The sequence below is a fragment of the Marinobacter sp. es.042 genome, assembly GCF_900188315.1.
In the GTDB taxonomy this organism is placed as follows: Bacteria; Pseudomonadota; Gammaproteobacteria; order Pseudomonadales; family Oleiphilaceae; genus Marinobacter.
Genome location: NZ_LT897781.1, coordinates 2262185 through 2279887, shown reverse-complemented (window position 1 = coordinate 2279887; position 17703 = coordinate 2262185). Strand labels below are relative to the sequence as shown.

Genomic DNA, 17703 nt, shown 5'->3' with positions numbered 1-17703 from the left:
GCCAGTGTCCGGAGAGTTTGTGTTTGGCTGGCACGCGGTTGAGGCTGTCCTCAAGCGCGAGCCTGAGCGTCTTCAGCAGGTCTGGATCCAGACCGGCCGGCAGGATAAGCGGGTCAAGAGCATTACCGATACCCTGGACAGCCTCGGGGTGAAATGGAAGGTCGTGCACCGGAAGGAGCTTGATGAGCGGGTGTCCGGTGTCCATCAGGGTGTAGTGGCGGCCGTCAGTGAAAGCCGGGAATGGACCGAAGATGATCTGCTGGCCCAGTTGGCCGCCAGTGACAAACCGCCGTTCCTGCTGGTACTTGATGGCGTAACCGATCCTCACAATCTTGGTGCCTGTATGCGCACCGCCGATGCTGTTGGTGTTCAGGCGGTTATCGTGCCCAAGGACAAGTCTGCGTCACTGACGCCTGTTGCCCGAAAGGTCGCCTGTGGGGCTGCCGAGACGGTGCCCTTTGTGCGGGTCACCAACCTTGCCCGCTTTCTGCGCAGTTTGCAGGATCAGGGTGTCTGGCTGATTGGCACCGCCGGTGAGGCGGACGCCACCCTTTACCAGGCTGATTTCAAGGGGCCGGTGGCGCTGGTGATGGGCGCCGAGGGTAAGGGTATGCGCCGGCTCACCCGCGAGCACTGCGATCAGTTGATCAATATCCCCATGCTCGGCCACGTAGACAGCCTCAACGTCTCTGTGGCTACGGGTGTTTGCCTATACGAAGCACTGCGCCAGCGGCTTGGTTAACCCTTGCACACAGGGCCTTCCCCGCCTAGAATACGTGACCCCTTTTTTAAGGGGTGCTTTTGTATTGCCTGATTGCAGGCAATGCATGGCCAAGCTTTTGATCAAGCCTTTCTTGTAAAGCCTTATTGATAAAGCAAAAAGAAACCGGCAGCAGCAGCTGTCAACTCCTTGCTTTCATGTTTGTCGGTCGCGGGTTCAACGCCGTGCCGGTAAAAAGGAAGCTGTTTAAACCGTAGGGAGAACTCATGCGTCACTACGAAATCGTTTTTATGGTACATCCGGATCAGAGCGAGCAGGTGCCCGCGATGATCGAGCGTTATACCGGCGTCATCACTGAAGATGGCGGCAAGGTACATCGCCTGGAAGATTGGGGCCGTCGTCACCTGGCATACCCGATCAACAAGATTCACAAGGCTCACTACGTACTGATGAACGTTGAATGTTCACAGGCCGCGATGGACGAGCTGACTCACAACTTCCGTTTCAACGATGCAATCATCCGCGACATGATCCTGCGCCGTGATGGTGCGGATACAGACCTGTCCCCGATGAAAGCTTCCGAGTCCCGTGAAGACCGTCGTGGCGGCGATGATCGCCCGCGTCGTTCAGCCGAATCTGACGAGCCACGTCAGCGTGCTGAAACCCAGGACGAAGAAGAGTAATTAACCGGAGTTGAGGAGTTAAGTTATGGCTCGTTTTTTCAGACGTCGTAAGTTCTGCCGCTTCACGGCAGAGGGTGTTAAGGAGATCGATTACAAAGATCTGGACACCCTGAAAGGCTACATCACTGAAACCGGCAAAATCGTGCCCAGCCGCATCACCGGCACCAAAGCACGTTATCAGCGTCAGCTGGCTACCGCTATCAAGCGTGCCCGCTACCTGGCACTGCTGCCGTACTCGGACAGCCACGATAACTAAGTAACAGAAACACAGGACTTGGGACCATGCGTGCACTTGCACAGTATGTAATGCGCGGTCCCTTCCAGGCCGGCGGGGTAGCAGCAGTCACGACTGCAGTACCCTTGTTGTTCTGGATTGGCGCAGCCGTTGTCGGCCTGGTTATTCTCAGGCTTGGCATCAGCCAGGGGCTCAATATCGGGCTCTGGGCATTACTTCCGGCGCTTGGCTGGAGCATTTTCGGGCAGGACCCGACTGCTCTGGCTGTATTGCTCCAGGTGATGCTTATGGCGTCGCTGATCAGAACGACGCAGTCCTGGGAAAAAGCCCTGCTTGCGGGAAGTTTTCTCGCAATCGTCACAGGCCTGATGTTGCCTGTGGTCTACCCGGGCTTGCTGGATGATCTGGTCCAGGCCGGGGTGAGCTTTTACCAACAGTACAATGCCGAAATCGCGCAGAGTCTCGGCGATGACCTCGACAGGGTTATCCGCGACACGATGAACGCGAGTATGGCCGGCACCTACCTGGCAACGGGTTTGGGCATGACCATGCTGGCGCGGTCCTGGCAGGCGGGGCTTTATAACCCCGGTGGGTTCCGCAAGGAATTCCATAGCCTGCGGCTGTCGGCGCCGATTGCGGTGTTGTGTGCAGTGACCATGGTGGTTGGTCCGATCCTCGGGCTGAATTCCATGTTGCTTGCCTGGGCTGCGGGAACACCGCTGTTCCTGGCCAGCCTGGCACTGGTGCACGGCGTTGTTGGTTTGAAAAAGCTCAGTGGGAACTGGTTGGCGATGTTTTATGTAGCGCTGATCCTTTTGGGCCCAAGCCTGATGATTCTGTTAGTGGTTCTGGCTTTTGTGGATAGCTGGCTGGATATCCGGAGGCGAATAAGCCCTGCCGGGCCGGCTGAATAAAGCACGAAGAGGTTAACGAGATGGAAGTTATTCTGCTCGAGAAAGTTGCAAACCTTGGCTCCCTGGGTGACAAGGTAAAGGTTAAGGCCGGTTACGGTCGTAATTTCCTGCTTCCTTATGGCAAGGCTGTACCTGCCACTGAAGCAAACCTGAAGGCGTTCGAAGAGCGTCGTGCCGAGCTTGAGAAAGCGGCTGCTGAGAAGCTGTCTGCTGCCCAGGCCCGCGCCGAGGCCCTCGAGGGTGCCGCTTTCACCATCAGCTCCAAGGCCGGTGAAGAAGGCAAGCTGTTCGGTTCTATCGGTGTGCGCGACATCGCTGACGCGATCACTGCCGGTGGTACCGAAGTAGAGAAGAGCGAAGTTCGTCTGCCGGAAGGCCCGATCCGGGTGACTGGCGAGTACGAGATCGAGCTTCAGCTGCACTCCGACGTTGAAGTAAGCGTCAAGCTGGCGGTTGTTGCCGAGTAAGCCGTTTTCTCCGGAAACGGTGTCGGGGTTGCCCCGGCTCTGGTAATACGCTGGTGGCCCCACTGTCTCTCCGGAGGCTGGTGCCGGCCAACCTGACAGGCCCGAACCGCATCTTGCGGCTTTCGGGCCTGTTGCTTTCTGGTATGCTGTTAAGTCCCTGTAACCCCCTCCCATTGCTTCGGCAGGTCGCTTAAACTGTCGTGGTTATGATGTGCAACTGAAGATGTGTTCATGGCCAAGCCCAATCTGAAGCCCGCGAGTACCGATCTCGAAACCAGCCGGATCAAGGTTCCCCCTCATTCTGTCGAAGCAGAGCAGGCAGTCCTGGGCGGCCTGATGCTGGACAATCGCCGGTTTGACGAGATCTCCGAGGTGATTTCGGCCGCCGATTTTTACCGACAGGACCACCGGCTGATCTTTGGCGCTGTGGAGCGCCTTGCCAGTGAGAGTGAGCCGCTGGATGTGGTAACCCTCGCCGAATTCCTGGAGCGGGCCGGTGATATCGAAGATGCCGGTGGTTTGTCCTATCTGGCCGAATTGGCCGAGAAAACCCCGGGTGCCGCCAACATCCGTGCCTACGCCGATATCGTCCGCGAACGCTCCATTCTGCGCCAGCTGGTGGAGGTGTCCGGCAAGATTTCCGATTCGGCCTTTAATCCGCTCGGGCGAAACAGCAATGAGATTCTGGATGAGGCTGAGCGCAGCGTTTTCCAGATTGCCGAAGCGCGGGTCAAGGAGGGGTCCGGGCCGCAGGCCATCAACCCCATTCTGGCCAAGACCCTGAGCCGGATTGAAGAACTGTTTGAGTCGGGAGAGCAGACCACCGGCCTGACCACCGGCTTCAAGGATCTGGATGAGCAGACCTCGGGCATGCAGCCCTCGGACCTGATCATCGTGGCGGGTCGCCCCTCCATGGGTAAGACGACCTTTGCGATGAATATTGTCGAGAACGCCCTGATCAGCACCGGCACGCCGGTTCTGGTGTTCAGTATGGAGATGCCTGCGGATGCCCTTGCCATGCGTATGCTCTCGTCGCTCGGGCGCATTGACCAGACCAAGGTTCGCGGCGGCAAGCTGGAAGAAGACGATTGGCCCCGGCTGACGTCGGCGGTGAGCCTTCTGAAAGACAAGCCGCTTTATATCGACGATACGCCGGGCCTGAGCCCCACCGAGATGCGCTCCCGGGCGCGCCGTATTGCCCGGGAAAACGACGGCAAGATTGGCCTGATCATGGTCGACTACCTGCAGCTTATGCGGGTGCCCGGCAACACCGAGGGTCGGACCGCTGAGATCTCGGAAATTTCCCGGTCACTGAAGGGTATCGCCAAAGAGTTGAGTTGCCCGGTGGTGGCCCTGTCCCAGCTTAACCGGAGTCTTGAGCAGCGGCCGAACAAGCGCCCGGTGAACTCGGATTTGCGGGAATCCGGCGCCATCGAGCAGGACGCCGACGTCATCATGTTTGTGTACCGGGATGAAGTCTACAACGAGGACACTCCGGACAAGGGCATTGCCGAGATCATTATTGGTAAGCAGCGGAACGGCCCCATCGGCACTATCCGACTTGCGTTTATCGGCAAGTACACGAAATTCGAAGATCTGGCCCACGGCGATTACAGCGACTACGGCGGGGAGTATTGATGCCCCGCAGTACGATTGCCCGGATCGATCTGGACGCCTTGCGCCGGAACTTCCAGACCGCCCAGCGGCGGGCAGGCGGGGCCAGGGTGATGGCCGTGGTGAAGGCCGATGGCTATGGCCACGGCATCGGGCCGGTGGCTTCGGCGCTGGATAGCCTGGCGCCAAAATACGCAGTGGCTTGCCTGGAAGAGGCGCGGGCCATTCGGGAAACAGGTCTGATACAGCCGGTCGTCCTGCTGCAGGGTGTCCATGCTGAAGCGGATATCGATGAATGCGCCCGGAATGGCTTTGAGCCGGTTTTCCACAGTTTCCAGCAACTGGCGTGGCTGGAGCGCCTGGAGAATTGGCCCGCTTTCTGGCTAAAAGTGAATAGCGGTATGAACCGTCTCGGCTTTCATCCGGACGAGCTGGCCGGGGTGATGAGCCGGTTACAGGCCATGAGCGCTGATACAGAGCTCCTGGGGTTCGTCACGCATTTTGCGTGCGCCGACGATCCCGACAGCGCAATGACGGCGCAGCAGACTGCGGTGTTCGAAAAGGCCACGTCTTCGTTCCCGGATTTAATGAAGAGCGTTGCCAATTCGGCCGCCCATTTTCGACCGGGCCAGCCGATGTTTGACTGGAGCCGCCCCGGAATCATGTTGTATGGCGGCTCACCAATGGTGGGCACGACCGGTCCCGAGCTTGGCCTGGAGCCGGTTATGTCGCTTGAGGCGCCGTTGATCAGCACCCGGATGGTGCCGGCGGGCGAGTCCGTTGGCTATGGGGCCGGCTGGGTTGCCGATCGGGACACCCGGATGGGCATGGTCGCGATCGGTTACGGTGATGGCTACCCCCGGCATGCCGGCACTAATACGCCTGCGGCGATCAACGGCCAGCGGATCAGACTGATTGGCCGGGTATCCATGGACATGCTGGCGGTGGACCTCACCAATGCACCCGATTCTAAGGAGGGTGACAGCGTTGAACTCTGGGGTCGCACCGTGGGGGTTGATGAGGTAGCCGCCTGCGCCGGCACCATCTCCTACGAGTTGATGACCGGAATCACCGGGCGGGTACCGCGGCAATACCGGTAGCGTTGTGGAGCGCTTTTTCAGCCCGGTTCCGGTTCGTGAATGATTTCCTCGATAAAGTCGAGAATGGCAGCGAGGCTGCGGTCGTCCAGCTTTTTAAGTACCTTGTGCACGACCATCTTGCTGCCCTTGAGCATGCTGCTGATGCCCATTTTGGCCATGCCCATCATCATGTTGCTGGCATGCAGGCGGCGAAGCGGCTCCAGGAAAAAGAAGTCCAGACCTTCTTCGGTCATGTCCACAATCAGGTTGAAGAGCTTGTCGATGGCCTCCTTGTCGGCCTTGCCCCGCTCGCGCAGTTCGCCGACGGTGTAAAGGGCCCGGGTTCGCAACTCATCGGGGATCGGCGCCACAATGTGGCTCTGTTGTTTCAGCATGGCAGTTCCTGTTGTTGTATGCTCTTGAAAGAGATGGCAAAGCATTAAGTTCAGACTGCATCAGTGTAGGCGCCGGAATCCATAAGCCATTGGCCAGACCGGTTCCGAAATACCGTCACATAGGTGATACCAGGAGGCATTGAATCCTCGTGCATGTACTTGTTGTTCACGATTACGGCCCTTTGGGGAAGGTTTTGCTGGAGCGCTTGCGGGCAACGCACCTGCATGTCAGCCCGTTGCTTGTCAGCGACCCCTCCAACGCCGATCTTGATGCACTGGAAAACTGGATTCCCGAAGATACCGACCTGATCGTGAACGCACTCTGGATGGCCGATCCGGAGGTCGCCGAGAATGATCCTGAGGGCGTCCATATGGCGGCATTCTCGCTGCCGGTGGCCATGGCCGAGTTTGCACGTGATCGTGGTATGGCACTGCTCCAGCTGTCCTCCTGCTACGTGTTCGATGGCCGGAAGCAAAGCGGTTACATCACTTCCAATCCGGGGCAGCCGGTGAATGAGCTGGGTAACTGGCAATGGGAGTGCGAGCAGGCCCTGCGGACCCTGTTGCCGCGGCATATTATCCTGCGAACCGGCTGGAGCCTGGCACGGTTCATCCGGAAGGTGCAGGCCAGTACGGCTGCCGGCGAAATACTGTCACTGCCCGGACGATGCCGGGGGCAACCCGTATCGGTCCGTGATCTGGCCCGGGTAATCGAGGCTGTGGTTCTGCAACTTGATTGCGGGGCCGAGGTCTGGGGTACCTATCAGTACGCCGGTGCCGAGGAAATCAATCTGTACGAGCTGGGCCTGGCGATTGCCGGGCTGCCCGGCATTCCAGAAGGGATCCGGGTGGTGGACGAGGTGCCCGAGTGGGGCCATCTTGAGCCGGTCAATACCACGCTGATCTGCACCAAGATCCGCAATACCTTCGGCATCAAGCAGATGCCCTGGCGCTCTGGCCTGGTGGATGAGCTGACGATGCTGAAAAAGAAAAACGGCAGGGAAGTGGAGAGTGAGCCCGCCGGCTAGTGGCAACGGCGGGCAAAACGCAGTTTCTCAGTTATTGCACTGGCGGGAGAATTCCCGGCTGACCATTTGCAGGGCTTCGATATCCAGAAGTTCGACTTCCCGGCCCCGGGCCTTGATGATGCCCTGATTCTGAAAGCGCGTGAATACCCGGCTTACCGTTTCAACGGCTAGGCCCAGGAAGTTTGCGATGTCGTTCCGTGCCATGGGCAGACTGAAGTTGGTCGGCGACATACGGCGGCGCTGGAATCGGCTGGACAGTGACAAGAGCAGTGCAGCAATCCGCTCTTCAGCGGTGTTCTTGCTCAGCAGCATGGCCAGTTGATGGCTGTTCTGGATCTCCTGGCTCATCAGGTGATACATGTGGTGCTGGAGTTCTGGCAGTTTGCCGGTCAGCTCTTCCAGCTTGTCCATCGGAAATTCACACACGCTGGTCCGTTCCAGCGCCTTGGCGGTGCACGCATAATGTTCACTGCCAATGCTGTCCAGGCCCACCAGCTCCCCGGGCATGAAAAAGCCCGTCACCTGTTCCTCGCCATTTTCGGTAATGATCGACGTCTTGATGGAGCCGCTTTTCACTGCAAAGCAGGAGCGGTAGGGCGTGCTCTGGTCGAAGATGTGTTCACCACGGTTGAAGATCCGCCCCTGCTGGACAATGTCTTCCAGCCGGTCGAGGTCATTTTCTTCAATTGCCAGGGGCAGGCACAGGTTGCTCAGACTGCACTGGTGGCAGGGTGCCTTGAGGGGAGATGCCTGACGAAACGGAATTGCTTGAGCCATACGTGATAAGCCGTCCGATTTGATCCATGTCAACTATGTACCTTAATACGGATGGCCGTCTTTGCCAATAATCAAGCTGAATGATCTTAGAATATATTGTAAAAAAATAAGGGCCCGCAGGCCCTTATGCATCGCGGTTTCAGAGCTTCTCGAATACGAGGGACGCGTTGGTTCCGCCAAATCCGAAACTGTTGGACATCACGGTGTTCAGCGAGGCTTCCCGACCTTCAGGGCCTACAATAGGGATATCGCTGATTTTCTCGTCCGGATTGTTCAGGTTCTTGGTGCCGGCAATGAACCCGTTCTGCAGCATGAGCAGCGAGTAAATGGCCTCCTGAACACCCGCAGCGCCGAGCGAATGACCAGAGAGTGATTTGGTTGAGGAAATGGCCGGGATGTCGGAACCGAAGGTGGCCCGCACTGCGCCCAACTCGGCAACGTCGCCAACCGGGGTGCTGGTGCCGTGGGCATTGATGTAGTCAATCTTGCCCCGGATGGTGGCCATCGCCTGCTTCATACAGCGCTGGGCACCTTCGCCGGAAGGCGCGACCATGTCATAGCCGTCCGAGGTGGCGCCGTAGCCGGTCAGCTCGGCAATGATGTTGGCACCGCGTTTCTTCGCGTGTTCCAGTTCTTCCAGCACCATCATGCCGCCACCGCCGGCAATCACGAAACCGTCACGGCCGGCATCGAAGGGGCGGGAAGCCGTTTCAGGGGCATCGTTGTATTTGGTGGACAGCGCTCCCATGGCATCGAACATCATGGTCAGGCTCCAGTCTTCTTCCTCACCGCCGCCGGCGAACACGATGTCCTGCTTGCCAGCCTGGATCTGCTCCATGGCGTGGCCGATGCAGTGGGCGCTGGTGGCACAGGCCGAAGACATGGAGTAGTTCACGCCACGGATCTTGTAGGCGGTGGCCAGGCAGGCAGACACTGTGCTGGTCATGATGCGGGGGACCATATAGGGCCCGATGCGCTTCACGCCTTTCTCGCGCATGATGTCGGTAGCTTCTACCTGGCTTGAGCAGGAAGCGCCGCCGGAGCCGGCGATCAGGCCGGTGCGGTCGTTGGAGATCAGGTCTTCGGTCAGCCCCGCCTGGGCGATGGCCTGCTCCATGGACAGAAAACTGTACATGGCGGACGGACCCATGAACCGGCGGATTTTGCGGTCGATAACGGATGTGTCCACATCCACCGAGCCTGCAATCTGGCTCCGGAAGCCCATTTCCTTGTAGGTTTCGTTGAAGCGGATGCCTGATTTTCCATTCTTCAGGCTCTGGGTGACCTCGTCCAGTGAGTTTCCGAGGCAGGACACAATGCCCATGCCGGTGACGACGACGCGTCTCATAAGTTCCTCCTTACCGACCGGCCGAAATGGCCGATCCTGCGATCAATAACGTTATTTGACAGTCTAGGCGCTTTGGCCCGGATACGATATTTGACCTTGGTAAGGGGAGCTCAGGAGGCGCTCAGTTTGCCGCCTCCTCGGCGGCCCGGGCTTCGCGTTCGACCATGTCCGGGGTTTCCAGGGAAATGCGTCCCAGCTTGCCCGACCGGAATTCGTTGAGAAGTACCTCCGAGACCTTGTGCAGGTCCGGAACGCCGCCCCGCCCGAAAAATCGGCGTTTCGCGGCAATGCCATCCATCAGCGCCAGGGCATCTTTCGGCAGTTCCTCAAAGCCGTAGCGGGCCCGCACAAGCTCCGGGTAGGCTTCCAGCAGGTACTCGGCCTCGAACATGGCCACATCCTCAAAATCCAGCACCGCGCTTCGAATCGCTCCGGTAACCGCCAGACGGTAACCACAGGCTTCGGGCGACAGTTTCGGCCAGAGGAAGCCAGGGGTATCGTAGAGCAGAATATTGTTGGGCAACTTGATAGCCTGCTGGGCCCTGGTCACTGCCGGTTCGTTCCCGGTTTTGGCCGCAGGTCGTCCCGCCAGTGTGTTGATCAGGGTGGACTTGCCGACGTTCGGAATGCCCAGGATCATCACCCGCAATGCGCTCTTCTGGCGATCGTGACCGGGCGTCATCTCTTCCGCCAGCTTGAGGATGGACAGTGCCTCATTGCGCTGGTTGTGGGTAAGCGTGATGGCGCGAACCCCACGTTCTTTCTCGAGCCAGGCTAACCATTGCTCGGTAATTTCTGGATCCGCCAGGTCGCGCTTGTTCAATACCTTGATCAGTGGCGTATCACCACGAAGGGCCGGCACGAGCGGGTTTTCGCTACTGAAAGGAATACGCGCGTCAACCACTTCGATGATGAGATCCATCTGCGGCATGACTTTTTTGATCTCCTTGCGGGCCTTGTGCATGTGCCCTGGAAACCAGTTAATGGCCATCTTGTCTGCTCCGGATGTGGTTAAACGGCGCCATTATGAAGGGGAATGACCAAACTTTCACATTTGTTTGAATCCCCGTGTGTGGCGGCTTTTGGCCCGGGATACTGAGAAGTATGTACAAAAAGAGGGCTGATCGGGGTGAAAAACCGTATGCGTATGTTTTAGGGTGTAGTCCCTGAACGATGAAACCAATGTATGTCGGTGGCATTCAGATTGTGGCCACCCCCTTATCGGAGACATTTATGAAGCTTGTAAAACTGTTCGGTACTGCCCTGGTAGCCCTCAGCCTTTCGGTCCCGGCCATGGCCCAGCAATCCAGTGGCCAGCCGGATCAGGTGGATCAACTGGCACAGATGGTGGGGCTGACCGAAGATCAGCAAACTGAAATCCGTGCCATCATCGACGAGATGCAGGGCGAAATCGGTGAACTCCGTCAGGAAGCCCGTGCGCTGCAGCAGCAGATGCAAGGTGAGATCAAATCAGACTTTGATGAAGCCGCTATTCGCGAGCAGGCCAAAGAGCTGGGCGATGTGACCGGCGAGATCGCGGCTCTGTCCACTCTGATGCAGGCGAAGGTCGACAGCGTGTTTACCCAGGAGCAGCGCGACGAGCTGGACAAGCGTATGCAGCAGATGCAACAGCAAATGCAGCAGCGTCGTCAGATGCAACAACAGATGCAGCAGGGGCAAGGTCAGGGCATGCAGTAATCCTGACTTCCCTTTGGCTGGGTTGGAGAAGGGCCGCATCTTTTGGTGTGGCCCTTTTTTTATGTCTGTAGCCTGCGGGGTGGAGAGCAGGAACAGGGGTGTGGAACCCTCCCAAAAACCGCTACGAGCACATCCATGTGCGCTTGGCTGTGGCCATCCTTGGCCACAGACATTTTTGGGAGGGTTCCACACCCCTGTTCTTTGAACAGCACAGTTATATCGAAGGAGCTTCACCCCCAGAGCCAAAGGGTTTAACCAGGACAATAAGCCGGGGCAACAGGGTAAGTGCTCCTACCAGAGCCATGAACATGGCAAACCCCGTAAACAACCCGAAGTAGATGGTCGGGATGAAGTTGGAGAGCACCAGTATCGAGAACCCGGAGATGATGGTCAGCGAGGTGAAAAACATGGCCTGGCCGATGCTTCGGTGGCAGCGGTGCATGGTTGCGATATAGTCGCCATCTTTCGCGAACTCGGTTTTGAAGCGGTGGATGTAGTGTATGGTGTCGTCCACGGCGATGCCGACGGTAATGGCCGCCACCGTGATGGTCATCATATCCAGGGGAATGCCCAGCCAGCCCATCAGGCCGAGCACCGAGCCGGCGGCGATGAGGTTCGGGGCGATGCCGATCAGGGCCAGTTTCAGCGAGCGGAACAGGATCAGGAACATCACCATGATGGCAGCGAAAACCACGCCGATGGTCTTGATCTGGGAATCGAACAGGCTTTGCAGCATGTTGTTGTACATCACCGTCATGCCGGCAAAGAGTACCTGATCTTTCGAGTACCCCAGTTCCGTTGTCAGATGTTCATGGATGCGGTTCAAGAGCTCCTGTCGACGAAGTTCCGGCATGGTTTCCAGGATCCGGATGCTGAAGCGGGCCTGGTCATGTTCCTCGGAGATGTAAGGCGTCAGCAGGGTATCCTGCAGGTCGTCCGGAACGGCAGCGGGTACAAACGCCAGTTCCAGGGCGTCCAAAGGCTCGCCCTGGTTGATTTGGGCGAGGATATCCAGCGTGGTGTTGATCGAGAGCACCTTGCCGGTTTCCGGTAATCCGTCCAGGTAGTCGTGAACCGCTTCCAGTTGTTCCATTTTCTGGTAGGTGTACCAGGTATCGCGGTATTCCTCTCCAGCACCGCAGTCTTCCACGAACGGGTCGCAGTCACTGGTAAACGGGTCGCCGCCGCTCGCGCCTTCCGGTGGCGGATCGTCGGTGATAACCACGTCCAGGGGCGTGGTACCGCCCAGGCGGTTGTCGATGGTGATCATGCCCTGATGGATTTCGGTGGACGATTTGAAATAGTCGATAAAGCTGTTTTCCACCGTCAGCTTGTTCAGGCCGACCACGCAGAGCACCGCAATCACGCCGGAGCCGACCAACACTGTCTTGCCGAAGTGTTCCGTGAACCGCGCAAAGGCATCGGTGAAGGGCACCCTGTCAGAGGTAACCCGGCTGTCCAGTGGTGGTGGCAACAGGGTGAGCAGGGCCGGGAAAACAATAAAGGTGATGAGAAAAGCTACGGTCAGGCCGAGGGTCATCATCCAGCCGAAATCGATGACCGGGCGAATGCCGCTGAAGGTAAGGGACCCGAAGGCGACAATGGTAGTGATGGCCATGTAGAAGCAGGGCTTGATCATCGCCATTACGGTGTTGCGCAGGGTGACTCTGGCGCTTGCCTCGGGCTCGTCGTGCTGGAATTCCCGGTAGCGCACGATCAGGTGGATGGTGAGCGACAGGGTCATGATCAGCAGCAGGGAAATAAAGTTGGAGGAGATGACCGTCACCGGCCACTGGGCCCAGCCCAGAAAGCCGACCATCAGCCAGACGGTAAAGCTGCAGCACAACAGTGGCACCAGAACCCAGCGCCACTGCCGGAAAATGATGGCCAAAGTGAGCAGCAGAAACGCCAGGACGCCAAGCCCGAAGGTCGACAGGTCGTTTTCGATGAAGCGGATCATGTCCGCCACAATCATGGGCACCCCGCCCAGGTGGATGTCTGCGCCGTCGCGGTAGGTGTCGAGAATGGAGCGAACCGTGCGGATGGTGGCATCGCGCTCGACCCCGAGGGTTTCGGTAAAGTCGATGAATTCCTGTTTTACCTGTTCCAGTTCGGCCAACTCGGCCTCGGAGGCTTTGCCGGCATCGACCTTGTCTCTCAGATCGTTGCGCTTTCTCAGCAGTTCAAAATAGCGATCCGGCGTGGGCAGGTTGACCTGTATGGCAGTGGTTTGCCCGTCTTCGCTGATCAGCAGGTTGGGGTAGAGCGGGTTGTTCAGAAGCGCCTGGCGGGCTGTGTCCGGCGTTACATCGTGGTCGTCCAGGGTCTTGATCTCGCTGTCCACGGTATCCAGCGTCAGATCCGGGCTGTGGAGCAGGGGTACGTTCAGGATGCTGTTGGTGGAACCTACGGCTTCCAGGCCTTGCAGTTCGTCCCGCAGCGCGCCCAGTCTGGCCAGCCCATCTTCGGAGAACAGTTCACCTTCGGGGGTATAGGTGACGATCAGGAAATCGTCCGAGGTGGTGAAGCGGCGGTTTACCTGGCGGTATTGTTCAAGGGAACGGTCGTTTTCCAGTACCAGGGATTCGGCGGAAGCATCCAGGCGGAATTCGCCGAATTTGATGGCGGCGATGGCCAGAAGGAGGCCAAAACCCGCAAGGATAATAACGGGATGCGGAAAAATAAGCCGGTCATACAGGGCGCGAAGACGATTCATGAACAACTACTCTGCCAGTTCAAACGAGTGCAGAGTGTGCCATAAACCTCAGTGAACCGTGACCTTTGACGAGGCTTCTTCCAGGGAATCGATCAGCTTTTTCAGGCGGCGGCTCATATCCGCGCTCTCGGCAAGCTGGGTCACCATGTTCTGGGTGGTCTCGCGAATGCCCTGAACGTTAGCCAGCACATCGTCGGTGCCGGCCGTCTGGTCTGCCGAGACGTTGGCGATTTCCTGGTTGGTATGATCGATCCGGCTGACCACCTCGTTGATGGCTTCCAGGGCACGGCGGCCTTCCTCGGATTCCTCAACGCAGCGGGTGGCATCCTCGGAACTTCCGGTCATCTGATTTACGGCGGTGTTGATGGCGCTTAGAAGCCGATCGATCGTGCCCTGAATCTGATCGGTGGAGTCCTGGACCCGTTGGGCCAGTTTACGGACTTCATCAGCCACGACGGCAAACCCTCGGCCCTGTTCGCCAGCGCGGGCCGCCTCGATGGCCGCATTCAGGGCCAGCAAATTGGTCTGTTCGGCAATGCCCCGGATTTCGGTGATGGCGTGGCTGATTTCATGGCTGTTTTCGGCCAGGGCTTCGACGCTGCTGGCGGAATTGCGCACCACATCGGCAAGCTTGCGGATGCTGTCGGCGCTCTGTCCGACACGGGAGCTGCCGTCGCGAGCGGCATCGCTCGCCTCGTGGGAGAGAGTCTTGGCAATCCCGGCCTGTTCGGCAATGCCGGTGAAGCTCTGCAGCATGGTTTCGATGACTTCCGCGGACCGGTCGGCGCCCTGCTGTTGGCGACCGAGGTCATCCCGTCGGGCTTCGGCGGCCGCGGTCAGTTCCTCAACTTCCCGGTGCAGCCGTTCGATGGCTTCCTTCATGCTACGGACCACGCCCACGGTGCGGTCCTGCATGGCGTTGAAGGCGCTGGCCATCTCGCCGATTTCGTCAGTGGAATCCACCACCGCCCGCTGGCTAAGATTGCCCGAAGCCTGAACGTCGACCATGGTGTTTTTCAGGCGATTCACGTGGCGTTCGATAAACGAGATCAGCAGCTGGGAGCCGGCCATCTCGAGCACCATGAGTATTGCCACAACCAGGGCGAAGCCGGGAGCCGTATCAGCGAAGACCTCACTGAACGTCCGGCCGGTCTGCCCGGCAATCGTGTTCATGGCATAGAGAACGAGCAAGCAGAGAACTGCAAAAACGACAATGTTCAGCAACCAGAATTTGTACTTCAGCCGGGCATTTCGCAGCAGTGTCAGCATGTATGTTCTCAGTCGATGGCCTTCACCGGAATCTGCATGGCGTTGGAGGCTTGGGGAACCTCGGGCACGGCAAGACCCAGATTGTTTTTATCGAAGACTTTGTCAGCCCGGTAGCTGGAGCGGACCATGGGGCCGGATGGCACTTCCATGAAGCCCTTCTCCAGGCCGATTTCCCGGTAACGGTTGAACTCTTCGGGGGTGACGTAGCGTTCTACAGGCAGGTGATTCGGAGTAGGGCGCAGGTACTGGCCCAGAGTCAGGATATCCACACCGATGGCGCGCAGGTCGTCCATGGTTTCCAGGATTTCCTCTTTGGTTTCGCCCAGCCCCAGCATCAGGCTGGTCTTGGTAAGCACGTCCGGACGGTGCTTCTTGGCGTGCTCCAGGACCCGGAGGGTTTTTTCATACCCGGCACGCGGATCACGGACCCGACTGGTCAGCCGCTTGACGGTTTCCACGTTCTGGGCAAAGACATCCAGCCCGGAATCCACCACCTTCTCAACGTCCGCCATCACCGCATCAAAATCCGGCGTCAGCGCTTCAACAGCGACTTCCGGCGTGCGCTGTTTGATGGCAGACACACAGGCGGCATAGTGTGCAGCGCCGCCGTCGTCCAGGTCGTCACGGTCTACCGAGGTAAGCACGATATAACGAAGGCCCATCAGCTCTACGGACTTGGCCGTGTTCTCCGGCTCTTCATGATCAAGCCAGCCTTTCGGGTTGCCGGTGTCCACCGCGCAGAACTTGCAGGCCCGGGTACACACAGACCCCATCACCATGATGGTGGCCGTGCCGGCGGTCCAGCACTCACCGATATTGGGGCAATGAGATTCCTGGCAAACGGTGCTCAACCGGTGCTCACTGACGTTCTTGCGCACCGCCTCATAGCGCTCGCCCCCGGGCATGCGTGCCCGTAGCCATTTTGGCTTCGGCTCTCGCTTCTCCGCTGTTGTGGCTTCCTGCTTCGATGACCGCTTGACGCCATCCTTGATGGCCGAGAAGCCATGCTCATTGCGGAATTTTGAACCACTGGTAATGCGGGTTTTTGCGCTTTCGCTCATGGCAACCGGACTCTCGATTCGGGCGTGGGGAACACTAAAGAGTAATGGCCTGGCGGAGGAGTTACAAGACAGATAGGGGCAATCACGAGGGTGCCGGGCACGACATTGGTCGTACCCGGTTGACCGCTATCAGGCCTGGGCTTTGTCCAGGGCCTGGGTAATGTCGGCAATGATGTCGTCGACATGCTCGATACCGATGGACAGCCGCACCAAATCCTCGCTCACACCGGCGCTCTTCAGCTCTTCCGGGTTGAGCTGGCGGTGGGTGGTGGTCGCCGGGTGGCAGGCCAGGGACTTGGCGTCGCCGATGTTCACCAGACGCAGGATCAGTTCCAGGGCATCGATGAACTTTGCCCCGGCTTCCCGGCCACCCTTGATGCCGAAGCTCAGGATGCCGGACGCTTTCCCGCCGGAAATCTTCTCGCAGGTCGCCTTGTAGGGGCTGTTGGCCAGGGTCGCGTAGTTGACCCATTCAACAGACGGGTGCTCCTGCAGGAAGTTCGCGACTTTCTCTGCGTTCTCGCAATGACGTTCCATGCGCAGCGCCAGGGTTTCCAGACCCTGCATGATCAGGAACGCATTGAACGGAGCCAGGGCAGCACCGGTGTTGCGCAGCGGAACCACTCGGCAGCGGCCGATGAAGGCAGCAGCGCCCAGGGCGTCTGTGTAGACCACGCCGTGGTAGGACGGATCCGGTTCGTTCAGCATCGGGAACTTGTCAGCACTGGCTTTCCAGTCGAACTTTCCGGAATCCACGACAACGCCTGCGACGGTGGTGCCGTGGCCACCGATGTACTTGGTGAGCGAGTGAATCACGATATCGGCGCCGTGCTCGATCGGGCGGCACAGGAACGGCGTGGCAACCGTGTTGTCCACCATCAGCGGGATGCCGTGTTTGTGCGCAATTTCGGCCCAGCGCTGGATATCGACCACGTTGCCCGCCGGGTTGCCGATGGACTCGCAGAACAGGGCACGGGTGTTTTCATCAATAGCCTTTTCCACGGCATCGAAATCGTCATGGCGAACCATCTTGCACTCAATCCCCTGGTTCGGCAGCGAGTGCGCGAACAGGTTGTAGGTGCCGCCGTATAGCTGACTGGTGCTGACGATGTTGTTGCCCACCTTGCAGATGGTCTGCAGCGCATAGGTGATGGCAGCCATGCCAGAGGCCACGGCCAGGGCCCCAACACCGCCTTCCAGTTCTGCCATCCGCTCTTCGAGAACCGCGTTGGTCGGGTTCATGATACGGGTGTAGATGTTGCCCTGAACCTTCAGGTCGAACAGATCGGCACCGTGCTGGGTGTCATCGAAGGTGTAGGACGTGGTCTGGTAAATCGGGGTGGTAGCGGCCCGGGTAGTGGGATCGCTTTTGAAGCCTGCGTGCAGCGCTAGGGTTTCCGGTTTCATGTCAACGGTCCTTGCTGGTGTGTTGTTCTTTGTGGGTTTCAGCCCGTGAGTATGCCACAGAGTTTCTCTTTAGAGGATCGTCCCGCTCTCTCCTTGCGGACCTGAGATAGTCAGTGATGGATGGGTAGAAGAATATCCCCAGGCAAACCCAGAAAACACTGATCGACAGGATGGCCGCCTTCACGCTCGCGCCGGCGAACCCAAGGGCAATGGGAACCAGAATAACGGCCAGGAACACGGTGAGCGCGTGGGGGGATTTCATAATGCGATACAACCTTAAAACGCATTCGG

18 protein-coding genes are annotated in these 17703 nt (G+C 58.5%); 9 read left to right on the top strand and 9 right to left on the bottom strand.

The window, feature by feature from the left end:
* The first annotated feature begins 4 nt into the window (after positions 1-4).
* From rlmB to alr, 7 genes are all read left to right on the top strand, one after another.
* Positions 5-742, top strand: coding sequence for a 23S rRNA (guanosine(2251)-2'-O)-methyltransferase RlmB (gene rlmB, locus CFB02_RS10705; RefSeq protein ID WP_053114591.1), 738 nt, complete (start codon positions 5-7; stop codon positions 740-742).
* A 245-nt stretch (positions 743-987) separates the two neighbouring features.
* Positions 988-1404, top strand: a complete 417-nt coding sequence (gene rpsF / locus CFB02_RS10700; protein WP_008176389.1) for a 30S ribosomal protein S6 — start codon at positions 988-990, stop codon at positions 1402-1404.
* A 25-nt stretch (positions 1405-1429) separates the two neighbouring features.
* Positions 1430-1660 (top strand): 30S ribosomal protein S18, encoded by a 231-nt coding sequence (gene rpsR / locus CFB02_RS10695; RefSeq protein ID WP_007154918.1) that lies wholly within the window; start codon positions 1430-1432, stop codon positions 1658-1660.
* A 26-nt stretch (positions 1661-1686) separates the two neighbouring features.
* Positions 1687-2553, top strand: a complete 867-nt coding sequence (locus tag CFB02_RS10690; RefSeq protein WP_088557993.1) for a hypothetical protein — start codon at positions 1687-1689, stop codon at positions 2551-2553.
* 20 nt (positions 2554-2573) lie between these two features.
* Positions 2574-3020: a 50S ribosomal protein L9 gene (gene rplI, locus CFB02_RS10685; RefSeq protein WP_008176379.1), complete on the top strand. Its 447-nt coding sequence runs from the start codon at positions 2574-2576 to the stop codon at positions 3018-3020.
* 231 nt (positions 3021-3251) lie between these two features.
* A complete protein-coding gene (gene dnaB / locus CFB02_RS10680; protein WP_041644976.1) occupies positions 3252-4658 on the top strand; it encodes a replicative DNA helicase in 1407 nt (468 codons plus the stop codon).
* Entirely contained in the window at positions 4658-5734 is a 1077-nt protein-coding gene (alr, locus tag CFB02_RS10675) for an alanine racemase (RefSeq protein WP_088557992.1), read from the top strand. The genes dnaB and alr overlap by 1 nt, the downstream gene beginning before the upstream one ends.
* 17 nt (positions 5735-5751) lie before the next feature.
* Here alr and CFB02_RS10670 read toward each other — a convergent pair whose 3' ends face one another.
* Positions 5752-6108 carry a hypothetical protein gene (locus CFB02_RS10670; RefSeq protein ID WP_088557991.1) on the bottom strand — a complete coding sequence of 119 codons (357 nt, stop codon included), beginning with the start codon at positions 6106-6108 and terminating at the stop codon, positions 5752-5754.
* Between the two features lie 149 nt (positions 6109-6257).
* On the opposite strand from CFB02_RS10670, the gene CFB02_RS10665 reads away from it, so the two are divergent.
* The gene (locus CFB02_RS10665; RefSeq protein WP_088557990.1) at positions 6258-7136 is read left to right on the top strand and encodes an SDR family oxidoreductase; all 879 of its coding nucleotides are present in this window, start codon (positions 6258-6260) and stop codon (positions 7134-7136) included.
* A 27-nt stretch (positions 7137-7163) separates the two neighbouring features.
* On the opposite strand, the gene fnr is transcribed toward CFB02_RS10665, so the two are convergent.
* From fnr to ylqF, 3 genes are all read right to left on the bottom strand, one after another.
* Positions 7164-7913 (bottom strand): fumarate/nitrate reduction transcriptional regulator Fnr, encoded by a 750-nt coding sequence (gene fnr / locus CFB02_RS10660; RefSeq protein WP_088557989.1) that lies wholly within the window; start codon positions 7911-7913, stop codon positions 7164-7166.
* 139 nt (positions 7914-8052) lie between these two features.
* Positions 8053-9261: a beta-ketoacyl-ACP synthase I gene (gene fabB, locus CFB02_RS10655; RefSeq protein ID WP_088557988.1), complete on the bottom strand. Its 1209-nt coding sequence runs from the start codon at positions 9259-9261 to the stop codon at positions 8053-8055.
* A gap of 121 nt (positions 9262-9382) precedes the next feature.
* Positions 9383-10252: a ribosome biogenesis GTPase YlqF gene (gene ylqF / locus CFB02_RS10650; protein WP_088557987.1), complete on the bottom strand. Its 870-nt coding sequence runs from the start codon at positions 10250-10252 to the stop codon at positions 9383-9385.
* A gap of 242 nt (positions 10253-10494) precedes the next feature.
* Here ylqF and CFB02_RS10645 point away from each other — a divergent pair, with 242 nt between their 5' ends.
* Positions 10495-10959 (top strand): Spy/CpxP family protein refolding chaperone, encoded by a 465-nt coding sequence (locus CFB02_RS10645; protein WP_227519188.1) that lies wholly within the window; start codon positions 10495-10497, stop codon positions 10957-10959.
* A 214-nt stretch (positions 10960-11173) separates the two neighbouring features.
* On the opposite strand, the gene CFB02_RS10640 is transcribed toward CFB02_RS10645, so the two are convergent.
* The 5 genes from CFB02_RS10640 to CFB02_RS10620 form a co-directional block, all read right to left on the bottom strand.
* Positions 11174-13675, bottom strand: coding sequence for an efflux RND transporter permease subunit (locus CFB02_RS10640; protein ID WP_088557985.1), 2502 nt, complete (start codon positions 13673-13675; stop codon positions 11174-11176).
* A gap of 48 nt (positions 13676-13723) precedes the next feature.
* On the bottom strand, positions 13724-14944 hold the full coding sequence (locus CFB02_RS18500; RefSeq protein WP_088557984.1) for a methyl-accepting chemotaxis protein: 1221 nt from the start codon (positions 14942-14944) through the stop codon (positions 13724-13726).
* 8 nt (positions 14945-14952) lie between these two features.
* Positions 14953-16005, bottom strand: coding sequence for a lipoyl synthase (gene lipA / locus CFB02_RS10630; RefSeq protein ID WP_088557983.1), 1053 nt, complete (start codon positions 16003-16005; stop codon positions 14953-14955).
* 129 nt (positions 16006-16134) lie between these two features.
* Entirely contained in the window at positions 16135-17412 is a 1278-nt protein-coding gene (locus tag CFB02_RS10625) for an O-acetylhomoserine aminocarboxypropyltransferase/cysteine synthase family protein (RefSeq protein WP_088557982.1), read from the bottom strand.
* 1 nt (position 17413) lies between these two features.
* Positions 17414-17674, bottom strand: a complete 261-nt coding sequence (locus CFB02_RS10620) for a hypothetical protein (RefSeq protein ID WP_088557981.1) — start codon at positions 17672-17674, stop codon at positions 17414-17416.
* Positions 17675-17703 lie beyond the last annotated feature (29 nt).